This is a genomic window from Actinoplanes oblitus (assembly GCF_030252345.1).
GTDB lineage: Bacteria > Actinomycetota > Actinomycetes > Mycobacteriales > Micromonosporaceae > Actinoplanes > Actinoplanes oblitus.
The window spans coordinates 7,046,376-7,059,027 of the sequence record NZ_CP126980.1 but is presented as its reverse complement, the minus strand read 5'-3'; the positions used below and the strand labels follow the sequence as shown (position 1 = coordinate 7,059,027).

The 12,652-nt window shown below is 69.7% G+C and carries 7 protein-coding genes; 4 read left to right on the top strand and 3 right to left on the bottom strand.

Going from position 1 to position 12,652, the window contains the following annotated elements; genetic code table 11:
• Positions 1-477: 477 nt before the first annotated feature.
• Complete coding sequence (locus tag Actob_RS31860) at positions 478-2,409, bottom strand: DNA/RNA helicase domain-containing protein (protein WP_284915556.1); 1,932 nt, start codon at positions 2,407-2,409, stop codon at positions 478-480.
• A gap of 1,064 nt (positions 2,410-3,473) precedes the next feature.
• Here Actob_RS31860 and Actob_RS31855 point away from each other — a divergent pair.
• Positions 3,474-3,686, top strand: coding sequence for a hypothetical protein (locus Actob_RS31855; RefSeq protein WP_284915555.1), 213 nt, complete (start codon positions 3,474-3,476; stop codon positions 3,684-3,686).
• Between the two features lie 15 nt (positions 3,687-3,701).
• Here Actob_RS31855 and Actob_RS31850 read toward each other — a convergent pair whose 3' ends face one another.
• Together Actob_RS31850 and Actob_RS31845 are read right to left on the bottom strand one after the other, a co-directional pair.
• Entirely contained in the window at positions 3,702-5,405 is a 1,704-nt protein-coding gene (locus tag Actob_RS31850) for a DEAD/DEAH box helicase (protein ID WP_284915554.1), read from the bottom strand.
• A 91-nt stretch (positions 5,406-5,496) separates the two neighbouring features.
• Entirely contained in the window at positions 5,497-7,311 is a 1,815-nt protein-coding gene (locus Actob_RS31845) for a hypothetical protein (RefSeq protein ID WP_284915553.1), read from the bottom strand.
• A 667-nt stretch (positions 7,312-7,978) separates the two neighbouring features.
• Between Actob_RS31845 and Actob_RS31840 the strand changes: the two genes are divergently transcribed.
• From Actob_RS31840 to Actob_RS31830, 3 genes are all read left to right on the top strand, one after another.
• Positions 7,979-8,101 (top strand): hypothetical protein, encoded by a 123-nt coding sequence (locus tag Actob_RS31840; RefSeq protein ID WP_284915552.1) that lies wholly within the window; start codon positions 7,979-7,981, stop codon positions 8,099-8,101.
• Between the two features lie 449 nt (positions 8,102-8,550).
• Positions 8,551-11,751 (top strand): formate dehydrogenase, encoded by a 3,201-nt coding sequence (gene fdh, locus Actob_RS31835; RefSeq protein ID WP_284915551.1) that lies wholly within the window; start codon positions 8,551-8,553, stop codon positions 11,749-11,751.
• Positions 11,752-12,645, top strand: a complete 894-nt coding sequence (locus Actob_RS31830; RefSeq protein ID WP_284915550.1) for a 4Fe-4S dicluster domain-containing protein — start codon at positions 11,752-11,754, stop codon at positions 12,643-12,645.
• Positions 12,646-12,652 lie beyond the last annotated feature (7 nt).

Genomic DNA, 12,652 nt, shown 5'->3' with positions numbered 1-12,652 from the left:
TCGCCGCGCCTCCAGTGCCTCCCGGCCGCCTTCGATCCCGAGTCGTCCCTGCAAGCCGACGACCTCGATCGCGACGTGGTTGCTCGCTGCACCACAGTCCGGAATTGATCGGGTGCAGCAGCACTTCGCTGTTGGCAGTTCGGCGAACTCGCCGCCCCTTGACCTGCCCGTGGTTGCCCTGCACCACGCCGGTGCTGAGCCCGGTCTTCGAACTGGCCCGCAGTTCGTGCTTGCTGACGAGGTGCGCGGGGTCCCTGGTCAGCTGGCCCGGCGGGCAGAGCGGGCGGCCGTCTCGGAACCCGCTTACGCGGCCGCGTTGCCGGCGCTGAGGGCCCCGATGCAAGAGGCTCGGCGTGCCGGAAAGGTCTGGCACCCGTGATGTTCGCAGCGCGTTTACTCACCTCGTCAACGCGCAGATTCAGTTGCTCGCCATCGGCTGTCAGCCCCAGCGCGCTGGAACTGACAGCCGATGGCATTTCAAATCTTGCTGAGGCCGAGGTCGGCGAAGAGCTGTCGAGTAGCCGGGTCGACCGAATAGAGCACCGTGCCGCGGATAGAGCGGGTCATGAGGACTCCGTAGGCGTTGCAGATCGCCCGCAAGAGCTCCCGATCGTTACGAATTCTGCTTGCTTTGCTGCGTACGTGCTCGCGGTGCACCCGCCAAGTACGGCCATCCAACGTGAGATCCGGTCCCATGATCACTCCGCCCCACTCGTACTCCAGGCCTTGCGCGGTGTGCACACAGCCGATCTGTCCGAAACCCCCGGCCTCGGTCGCCCAGTACCGTCGCTTCGGCACGCCCGGCGTCTTGTGGTTGTCACCGGCGTTCCAAGGACGGGCCCAATCAGGGTCGGGGGTGACATCCGGGAAGGTGCCGGTGTCGTCGGTCCAGTTCCAGCACAGGCCGGCGCTGATCCGGGCGCTGGCGCCCGATTCCTCCTTGCTGCGAAGGAAGGCCTCCATCTGGGCGGCGCTGTTGGCGTAGTACAGCTCGAAGGGCTCCGGATCGGAGTCGGCGTCGGCATTCCAGGGGACCGGGTCGCCGGCTAGGAATCGCTGGATCCACGTGTCGTACGTGGCGCTGCCCACGGCCCGCAGCGGCCTGTCCAGGGTGATCGGTACGACCTCGGCGCCTAGGCTCTGGATCTCTCGTTTCAGCACCTCCGGGCTCCAGACCTCGTCAGCGAACAGGCGCTGGTCGCCGTCGATGAAGAAGACTGGCACCCTGGCGCGCGTAACGACCACCGCGACTGACGTTTCTCCGGGCCGCACGGAGAAGGACCCTCTCATCGGCCGCTCGGTGAGCCGGTGCGCCTCGTCACAAAGGATCAAGTCCTGCTCGTCGGCCGTCATGTTGTCGGCGATATTGTTCAGGGTGGTGAACGCGTGACGCTGGCCGATTGTGGCGCGTTTGAAGGTCTCGCGTGACGCGATTCCCCCGGATACGTAACGCACTTTGTATCGGCTCTCGAGCGCCTTTCCGAGCAGGGTGAGCGCGACGAGCGACTTTCCGGTCCCGGCGCGACCGCTCACGACGAAAACCTTCTTCGCTCCGGACGGTGCGGCTGTTCGTACCGATTCCATCACGCTGGTGACGGCGCGTAGCTGGTTCTCTACCAGGCTGAATCGAGTGTGCCCGTTGACAACGGCACCCAGTTCGCTGGTGATCGGTAGATTCGAGCGGCGGCGTTCAAGCAGTGCCTGGGCGGCTTTGGCACCCGATGTGGGGCTGAAATTGCTCGTGAGGAATTCTCGTAGATCATTGGGATGCCGGGCGGTGAAGGTCGGGATGCCGGGACAGGGGGCGACGAGGCTGATCCATTGGTCGTCCTGGCCCTTGAGGTTGTGCAGGTAGGCGGCGCCGACGAGGTTGATGTAGCGGTCGTCGAACATGCTGTGGTGCTTCTTGAGAGCGATCAGATTGTCGCGTACCTGAATCGCGGGATGCTTCTTGTGTTTCTGGTAGAAAGGCGCGTAAACGCACTCGATAGAGCATCTTCTGCACAGCTGAGACCCTCCGGCGGATCTGCAGGAGGCGCAGAGTCCGGCAGGTATCGAGGCGGTGGGCCGTTCGGCGGAGCCCCATTGTTTCAACTCCAGGGCGGCGTAACTCAAGCCGTCCACCGGATGGCTTCCGGCGAGAACCACGTCGATGGGGCTCATGCCCGGATCGACTCGGTATTCTATGAACATCCAGACCTGCCCCAGCCCGCTATCGACGAGGGTGGTCGCGACCTCATAGAGGCTCTCGCGCCAAGACTGGACTTCGCTTCGGGAGGGGCCTGAGCCGCTAGGATGGGCTCGCTGATAGCACTGCTCGACTTCTTTGATCAGTCTATTACGGCGTCGCACCAGATCGTCAGCAGACCAATAGGCCTCTAGCGGTGCCCAGGTATTCTTGCTTGCCATCGCTCAGGCTCCCTCTCCCGGCCATCGGCCGGCACCCGGTTGCAGCCTTTCAACCGGCCGATTTTGCGGAGTGGGCCATGGGCTCTGGAGGTTCGCTCCGGCGAACTCCCCGCACGGACTGACTGGACAGTTGATTCCGATGTCACCCGTCTTTTCGCGCCGTCTCATGGTCGGACTTTAAGAACCGACGAGGTAGATGGGCGTCAACTTGTCTTAATGCTGGTAGTCACGCGACCAAGGGGCCTCGCCGAGAACGTTGTGGCGGGCTGGATCTCGGCGTCGCCGGGATGTGAGGACGTCTCCAAGGTGACGGGCCGTGCTACTTGAGCCCGCTTTCGCCACCAGGACGAATGTGTTGCTTCGCGAATGTCGTCTCGGAGCAGCCGGGAGCAGCCGTCGAATGGTCCACCGACTACCTCACCCATTCCGGGCGAGGGGACCGGAACGCGCGCGGACGGTGGCCTCGAGACCTCTGAAGCTTCAGCCCGGCGACGACGAGCGCCATGTCCCGCTGTCGCATCTGCACGGACGGGTCGCTGCCGCCGACGACGGGGGTCATCGTTGGCTGGGGCCCTGTGCGGCAGGAGCAACTCGTCTCGCGCGTCCCGTAGCCGCTTCCACTGTCACGTGTCGAACCGAAGTCCTGCGCCAGACGTACCCGCTCACATAGCGCCGGTGACGGGAGGGCGGAGATGCGCGAGTCAGCTGTTCCCGGTGGGCGTGAGGCGATGGCATTCCCGCCGGTTGTGTACGTTCCCTGCGCGTCGGTGCAGGCCCAGGGTGAGCTGGTCGTCGATCTGCGGATGACCCGGGAGGGCCGGGTCGCGTTACTGTTTCGCGGTTGCTCTTCGCCCGGGACGGGACGCCTGCCGACTGGGCGAAGTCGGTGGTCGCGGTGCTTGCTGCCGGCGGCATCGGGTGGATCCTCACCGTCCTGCTACGCCTGGCGCCGGGGAGAGTCGTGCTGACGCCGACCGGGGTGTATCACCGCTCGCTGCTGCTCGAACATTTCGTCCCGTGGGGAGCCATCGGCGACATCCTTGCCGTTGGAGGATGCGCAGCCGATGATCGCGGTCAAGGCGGTGCCGGCGGAGGGGACACGCGAGCGTCGCCTCACCGGCAGGCTCCACGCATTCGAGGGGCAATTCCTGCCGTTCATGGTTATTCGCGCGTCCTGGCTGGGAGGAAACGCGGTGCCCGCCTACCGAGCGCTCCGGTACTACTTCGAGCAACCCGGGCAACGGCCGCGGCTGGCCGACCCCGGGCCGCTCGGCTGACGCTCCTGATCCCCGTCAGCGGTGGGGGCGGTCGCGGCGGACCGTCGGGCGGCGGCCCCGGATGGTGCTGTGGCTCAGCGCGCGGATCACCCGGTCGGCGTCGGCCTCGGGGACCTCCACCAGCGAGAAACGGTCAGTGATCTGGATGGCGCCGATGTCCCGCGCCGGCAGGCCCGCCTCGCCGGCGATCGCGCCGACCAGGTCCTGCGGGCGCAGCCCGGCACGCCGGCCCAGGCCGACGAAGACGCGGGTCACCGCGCCGCCCCCGGACCGGCCTCGGCCCGGACCGCGGTCGCCGTTGCGGTCGGCGCCGGGACCGTTGCGGCGCGCGGCGCGATTGTCGAACTCGCGCTCACGCTGCGGCGCGATCGACGGGATCTCCGGCTCGTCGACGTCGCCGCCGTTCGCCTCGTGCAGCAGCTTCAGGGTGACCAGCGCGATCTGTTCCAGGTCGGCCTCGTCGGTGAGGGAGGCCAGCACCGATCGGAAACGGTCCAGGTCGTCGGCGTCCAGGGCCTCTTGGACGGTGGTGCGGACCACTTCCAGGCGCCGGGCCCGCAGGTCGGTCACGGTCGGGAGCTTTTCCAGTACGATCCGCTGACCGGTCAACCGCTCGATGGCCTTCAGCATCCGCTGCTCGCGGGGCTCGGCCAGGGTGATGGCGGCACCGGTCCGGCCGGCGCGGCCCACCCGGCCGATGCGGTGCACGTACGCCTCCGGGGCCGACGGCACGTTGAAGTTGATGACGTGGGTCAGCTGCTCGACGTCCAGCCCGCGAGCTGCCACATCCGTCGCGACCAGCAGCTCGGTGGTGCCCGCGCGGAGGCGGCCCATCACCCGGTCCCGCTGGTCCTGGCTCAGCCCGCCGTGCAGGGCCTCGGCGCGGAAACCCCGGCCGTTCAGGCTCTCGGTGACCTCCTCGACCTCCTCGCGGGTGCGGCAGAAGACGATCGCCGCGGTCGGCGCCTCCACGTCGAGCACCCGGCCGAGAGCTGCCGCCTTGTGCGCGCGGGCCACCAGGTAGGCGCTCTGGCGTACCGTCGGCAGCGCGTCGGCCTCGGCGGTCTCCCGCCCCATCCGGATCCGCAGCGGTTCCCGCAGGTGACGCCGGGCGATCGCGTCGATCCGCGGCGGCATGGTGGCCGAGAACAGCACGGTCTGCCGCTCCTCGGGCGTCTCCGCCAGGATCGCCTCGATGTCCTCGGCGAACCCCATGTCGAGCATCTCGTCGGCCTCGTCCAGCACGACGGTACGGATCGCGTCGAGCCGCAGCGTCTCCCGCTCGATGTGGTCCAGGATCCGGCCGGGGGTGCCGACCACCACATCCACGCCGCGCCGCAGCACCTGGAGCTGGCGCTGGATCGGCTGCCCGCCGTAGACCGGCAGCACCCGCACGTTCAGGTCCCGCCCGTAGCGGTGCACCGCCTGCGACACCTGCTCGGCGAGCTCCCGGGTCGGCACCAGCACCAGCGCCACCGGCCCGTCCGCCTCGCCGGCCGTCAGCCGCTGCAGCAGGGGCAGGGCGAACGCCGCCGTCTTTCCCGTGCCGGTCGCCGCCTGCCCCACCAGGTCATGCCCGGCCACGAGCGGCGCGATCGCCTCCCGCTGGATCGGCGTGGGCTCCTCGTACCCGAGATCAGCGAGCGCGCGCAGCAGTTCGGGACGCAGCCCCAGCTCGGCGAATCCTGCATCGGTGCTGGTAGCGGCGGTTTCGTCCATGTGGGCAGGATACGGAGTCGCCGGCCGGATGCGCACATCGGGCGATTCACGCCACACTTCGCGGGGCTCGGCGTCCCGGGCCGGGGATGACTCAGTCACAGCCGGGGAACTGCTGCCTGGTCCAGCGCTGGACACCGGACTGGTTGACCACGACCACCTCGTCCGCCTTCTTGCACAGGTCGGAGCCGGCCTTCTTGAGCGCGGCGTCGAAGTAGTCGCGACCGGCGGCGTGCGCGGGACCCGACGGCGCCTCCAGATGCAGCCACACGACCCGGGTGCTGCCGGGCGGCGCGTCCCGCGCCAGTTCCTTCAGGGCGCCGCGCAGGTTGGTGGTCACCGAATCGCTGCTCACCGACCTCGTCTGAATGGCCGAGGTGGTGTTCTGCCCGGTGTGGACCAGCACGTCGGCCGCGCCGTCGAGGGTCACCTTCGCGGCCGGGTCCTCGAGCAGGATGCCGGCGGCGATCTGCAACTGCCGCCGCGAGCCCAGTTTCTCGTGGAAGGGTGTCCCCGGCGCTCCGGTGTCGTATTCGAAAATCAGGTTCTGCAGTTTCGGGTACAGGATCTCCGGGTTCTCCAGACGGCCGGAGCGGACCAGCTCACCGAGTTCCGGCAACGCGCCGTAGGTGACCGCGTTCTCCATCGCGTCGACCGCCTTGCCGGCGTCGAAATGCGGCGCCGCGCGCATCGCGTCCAGGACCAGTAGCGCTGTCGGCAGCTGGCTCGGATCGAGGCCGGTCAGCGTTTCCGAGCGGCCGACGACCACACCGCTCTCCTGGAGTCGCCGGATCAGTTTCAGGTTCGGGCCGTGCAACTCCTTGGCGAACACTTCGGCCCGGTAGTCGGCGGACACGTCGCGGTTGGTCGGAGCCGGATTCCGGAAACTCATCGTCGCGGTGGACCTGATCGCGCCCGGCTGCATGGTGCCCAGCGAGATGACCCGGGTCTCCGGCATGCCCGGCGACACCGACGCGACCACCGAGGCGGTACCGGCCGCGGAACCGGTATTGGTCACCGTCACCGACCAGGTGCAGGTCGTCGTCCGGCAGGTGGTGGCATTCACGGTGACGTCGAAGGCGGGTCGTTTCACCGTGGCTTTCTCCTCGACCACGGCGTCGTCCGGGAAATCGGCGATCCGGGCGTCCGCCGGCGCCGGATCGACCAGCGCGCTCACGTAGGGCGGCGTCGGCGGCGCCATCTGCGACGAGCGGTATCTGGCGGCGGTCCCCGGCTGCAGCGGCGCGATCGGCGCCCGGTCCTGGACCGCACCGCCGAACCACACCAGCCGGTGCGGCTCGGCCCGGCTGAACAGGAACGTCCACCCGCCGCGCCGCAATCCCACCACGGGCTGGCCGGCGACCGAGGTCACGTCGGACGCGGCTGTCCCGTCATTGCGGACCCAGTCCACCATTCCGGCCAGCGATTCGGGTTGCAGGGCGGGCGTTTCGATGGGGAACGCCAGCCCTTCCGGGCGTACCCAAAGGCCTTTCAACGCCCCGACCCGGGCGGCGTCGCGACGTGCCCACCACGCCTCGTCCCCGCGGATCGCGGTGTCGTCGCGCGCAGCGCGGAATTCCGCTTTTCCGCCACCCGCGTCGGTGAGCGTGCCCTGCGCGGTCCCGCCCGCGGTGACCGTCAGATCGCCGGTGACGTCCAATCCGGTCTGGTCGAAGAAAGTCACCTTGAGCGAGGCGGCGTCCTGGCCACGCAATGCCGCCGCGGCCTGCGCGGCGGCGGCTTTCGGGTCCGGCGAATCGCCGGATCGGGTCCGCAGATAGACCAGGCTGCCGGCGGCGGCCACCGCCAGGAGCAACGCGACGCAGATCAGCACGAGATGTCGCCGGGGCAGATCCAGCGCCGCTTTCCGCGCGGTTTCCTTGTGCGGTACGGGCAGCGGAACGAGCATTCGGGGTACGGGCTCGGCGTGGCCCGGCGGCGATTCCCAGGCACCGGGCGGCGGAGCCGGTTGGCGTTCCGGAGGCGGCGGAAAAGCGCCCGGCGGCGAATGCACCGCCGGAGCGGCCGGCTGAGCGGCCGGCGGATAAGCGGCCGACGGAGCCGGCTGAGCGGCCGGCGGATAAGCGGCCGACGGAGCCGGCTGAGTGGCCGGTGGATAGGCGGCCGGCGGAGCCGCCGAATGAGCGGCCGGCGGCGAGTGCACGCCCGGAGCCGCCGGAAACGCGGCCGGCGGCGGAGGCCCGGCTGGAGCCGGCGATGGAGCGGCCGGCGGTGGTGGGTGAACGACCGGCGCGGGCGCATGTACGGCGGAGTTCTGCGGATAGTCAGTCGCCGAGCCGGGAGCGTCCTCACGCCGGGAACGGGTTTCCGCGCGCTGGCGGCGAGCAGGAGCCGGCGGCGTCGTTTCGGACGGCCGCTGTCTCGGAACGGCGGCGAACGGCGGCCGCCGAGGCGGGGAACCGGACGAAGGCGGTGGAGCGACAGGTGGCGGCGTGATCGGTGCCGGAGCCTGTGGTGGGGGAGTCACCGGTTCGGGCCGGCGAGGCGCCTGCGCACTCGGATCCGGGCCGCGCGGCGGCGGCGTGCCCGGCCCCGGGGCCCGTGGCGGAGCCGCCGTGGCCCAGGGGTTCGCCAGCCGCGACGTCGCGGCCCGCGGTGAGGTCGCGGTGGTCGGCTGCGGCGTGGCGGGTGGCGCCAGGGGAGGGGCCGGCGACTGGGGCACGGCCGATGGCGACTGAGGAGTGGCGGGTGGCGGCTGTGGCGCGGCAGGTGGCGCCGGGGGAGTGGCCGGGGACTGAGGCGCGGCCGGTGGCGACTCGACCGGCGCCGGTGGCTCGGGCGCAGGAGCCCGGGACGGAATGGTGGATCTCCGGTGCTTGCCCGACGAGCGGCTGAGCGGAGACCCCGGCGGCGGAGACCCCGACGGCGGAGGACCCGACGGCGGAGGAGGCGCGGGAGGATCAGCGGACGCCGGCGCGGCAGCCGCCTTGCGAGGCGGCGGCGTGTCCCACGGCCCCGGGCTGCGTGCCCGCTCCGCGTCGTCGCGCTCCGAATCCATCCATGCCTCCCCTCCGTGACCGGACGGGACGATATTAGTGACGACGACCGGCAACCGCCCACTCGAACATGTATCTGGCACGTTCGCCAAGCCGTGCGCGGTCATCCGAACCGGGTTAGGGTCGATCACATGGGTGTCCGCACCTGGATCGAGGGCTGGCCGGTCTATCGGCAGCTGACCGGCACCGACCCGCTGGGTCGTGGTGCCGCGGTGCAGAGTGCCCGGTCCCGGAGTCTGACCGCCCGCACCGAGACCGCCGACTCGATGGCCCGCTCGGTTTGTCCTTACTGCGCCGTCGGCTGCGGCCAGCGGATCTTCGTGAAGGACGGCGAGGTCACCCAGATCGAGGGCGATCCGGACAGCCCGATCTCCAAGGGCCGCCTCTGCCCGAAAGGTTCGGCCAGCAAGAGCCTGGTCACCAGCGACCGCCGGCAGAAGACGGTGCTCTACCGGCGGCCCTACGGCACCGACTGGGAGACCCTGGACCTGGACACCGCGATGGAGATGATCGCGGACCGGGTGCTCAAGGCCCGCGCGGACACCTGGGAGGACACCGACGACCAGGGCCGCCCGCTGAACCGGACGATGGGCATCTCCAGCCTCGGCGGCGCGACGCTGGACAACGAAGAGAACTACCTGATCAAGAAGCTGTTCACCGCGATGGGCGCGTTGCAGATCGAGAATCAGGCGCGGATTTGACACTCCGCCACCGTCCCCGGTCTGGGGACCAGCTTCGGCCGCGGCGGGGCCACCGGATTCCTCCAGGATCTGGCTAACGCCGACTGCATCATCATCCAGGGCTCCAACATGGCGGAGGCCCACCCGGTGGGTTTCCAGTACGTCGTGGAGGCGAAGAACCGCGGCGCCAAGGTGATCCACATCGATCCGCGGTTCACCCGGACCAGCGCGCTCGCGCACACCTACGTGCCGATGCGCGCCGGGGCGGACATCGCGTTCCTGGGCGGGGTGATCAACTACATCCTCGGCAACGAGAAGGACTTCCGGGAGTACGTCGTGGCGTACACCAACGCGTCCATGATCGTGAGCGAGGAGTTCCAGGACACCGAGGACCTCGACGGGCTGTTCTCCGGTTTCGACCCGGAGACCCGCGCGTACCACCAGGCCAGCTGGGCGTACCAGGGGCAGCACGACGACGACGCGGTCCAGGATCACGAAGAGTCGCACATCGACCGGGAGACGGCCTCCGGGCTGGAGCAGGAGTCGCACGGCCCGCCGGTGCCCGCCGACGTGCCCCGCGACCCGACGCTGCGGCATCCGCGCTGCGTCTACCAGATCCTCAAGCGGCACTACGCCAGGTACACCCCGGAGCTGGTGGAGCGGGTCTGCGGCGTGCCGCGGGACAAGTTCCTCGAGGTCTGCGAGGCGTGGACGAGCAACTCCGGCCGGGAGCGCACCACCGCGCTGGTCTACTCGGTCGGCTGGACCCAGCACAGCGTCGGCGTGCAGTACATCCGCACCGGGGCGATCATCCAGCTGCTGCTGGGCAACATGGGCCGGCCCGGCGGCGGTGTGATGGCGCTGCGCGGGCACGCCAGCATCCAGGGCTCGACCGACATCCCGACCCTGTTCAACCTGCTGCCGGGCTACCTGCCGATGCCGCACCACACGCAGCACGAGACGTTCCGCCAGTGGGTGGACGCGATCCGGCACCCCGAGCAGAAAGGCTTCTGGGCCGAGGCCGAGGCGTACGCGGTGAGCCTGCTCAAGGCGTACTGGGGGGAGGCGGCGACCGCGGAGAACGACTGGGGGTTCGGGTGGCTGCCCCGGCTCACCGGCGACCACGGTACGTATCAGCAGGTCCTCGACATGATCGACGGCAAGATCAAGGGGTACTTCCTGCTCGGCCAGAACCCGGCGGTCGGCTCCGCGCACGGCAAGGCGCAGCGGCTCGGCATGGCGAACCTGGACTGGCTGGTGGTCCGCGACCTGTTCATGATCGAGTCGGCGACGTTCTGGAAGGACAGTCCCGAGGTCGCCACCGGCGAGATCGTCCCCGAGGAGTGCCGGACCGAGGTGTTCTTCATGCCGGCCGCCTCGCACGCCGAGAAGGAGGGCACCTTCACCCAGACCCACCGGTTGCTCCAGTGGCGGGAGAAAGCCCTGGACCCACCCGGCGACTGCCGCTCCGAGCTGTGGTTCTTCCACCACCTCGGCCGGATCCTCCGGGAGCGGCTGGCCGGCTCGACGCTGCCCCGCGACCAGGCCCTGCTCAAGCTGAACTGGGACTACGACCCGGACGACGGCGAGGGCGTGCTCAAGGAGATCAACGGGTACGAGGTCGCCACCGGCAAGCCGCTGCCCGGCTTCACCGCGCTCAAGGCCGACGGGTCGACGGCCTGCGGCTGCTGGATCTACTCCGGCGTCTTCAAGGACGGGGTGAATCAGGCCGCCCGCCGCAAACCCGGCGGCGAGCAGGACTGGGTGGCCGCCGAGTGGGGCTGGGCCTGGCCGTCCGACCGCCGCACGCTCTACAACCGCGCCTCCGCCGACCCGGACGGCAAGCCGTGGTCGGAGCGGAAGAAGTACGTCTGGTGGGACGCCGAGGCCGGCGAGTGGACCGGTTACGACGTGCCCGACTTCGAGAAGACGAAGGCGCCCGGCTACCGCCCGCCGGACGGCGCGTCGGGTGTCGAGGCGATCGCCGGCGACGACGCGTTCATCATGCAGGGCGACGGAAAGGGCTGGCTGTACGCGCCGAGCGGCCTGATCGACGGCCCGCTGCCGACGCACTACGAGCCGGCCGAGTCGACGGTGCGCAACCCGCTCTACGGGCAGCAGGCCAACCCGGCCCGCAAGACCTACGACCGCCCGGAGAACCCGGTGAACCCGACCTCCGAGGTCTTTCCGTACGTCTTCAGCACCAGCCGCCTGACCGAGCACCACACCGCCGGTGGCATGAGCCGCCAGCTGGCGTACCTCTCGGAGCTGCAACCGGAGATGTTCGTCGAGGTCTCCCCGCAGCTGGCCGCCGAGCGCGGGCTGGAGCACCTCGGCTGGGCGCACGTCGTCACGACCCGCGCCGCCATCGAGGCCCGGGTGCTGGTCACCGATCGGCTCACGCCGTTGCGCGTCGACGGCCGGGTGCTGCACCAGATCTGGATGCCCTATCACTGGGGTGGCGCCGGGCTGGTCACCGGCGACTCGGCGAACGACCTGATCGGGATCACCCTCGACCCGAACGTGCTGATCCAGGAGAGCAAGGTCGGGACGTGCGACATCCAGCCGGGCCGCCGGCCGCGGGGCCCGGAACTGCTCGCGTACGTCGCCGGGTACCGGAAACGGGCCGGCCTGGACACCGGGGAGCGCTGAGTGGGCGAGAACAGCCTGTACGGCCCGCTCGATCCGGCCCCCGACGCGGGGTACCCGGACGCGCCACCGCGGATGGGCTTCTTCACCGACACCAGCGTCTGCATCGGCTGCAAGGCGTGCGAGGTGGCCTGCAAGGAGTGGAACGCGGTGCCCGACGACGGGTTCAACCTGCTCGGGCACTCCTACGACAACACCGGTGGGCTGAGCGCGAACTCGTGGCGGCACGTGGCGTTCATCGAACAGCCGGCGGTGGCGGTGAACCACGGGGGCGTCGCTCCGGGCGTGCCCGAAACGGTCGACGTCTTTCAGGAGGCCGCGACCGGCGGCGATCTCCAATGGCTGATGATGTCCAACGTGTGCAAGCACTGCACGCACGCCGGCTGCCTGGACGTGTGCCCGACCGGTTCGCTGTTCCGCACCGAGTTCGGCACGGTGGTGGTGCAGGAGGACATCTGCAACGGCTGCGGGTACTGCATCCCGGCCTGCCCCTACGGCGTGATCGACCAGCGCGAGGGCGACGGCCGGGCGTGGAAGTGCACGATGTGTTACGACCGGATCGGCGACGGCCTGATGCCGGCGTGCGCCACGGCGTGCCCGACACAGTCCATTCAGTACGGTGAGCTGGCGGAGTTGCGCGGGCGGGCGGAGCACCGCGTGGCCGCGCTGCGGGAGCAGGGCGTGACCGAGGCGCGGCTGTACGGGCACGATCCGGACGACGGTGTCGGCGGGGACGGCGCGTTCTTCCTGCTGCTGGACGAGCCCGAGGTGTACGGCCTGCCACCGGACCCGATCGTGACCACCCGCGACCTGCCGAAGATGTGGAAACGCGCCGGGCTGGTCGGCCTCACGATGGCCGCCGCCGTGGTCGTCTCGTTCCTGGGAGGGAAACCGTGAGAGATCG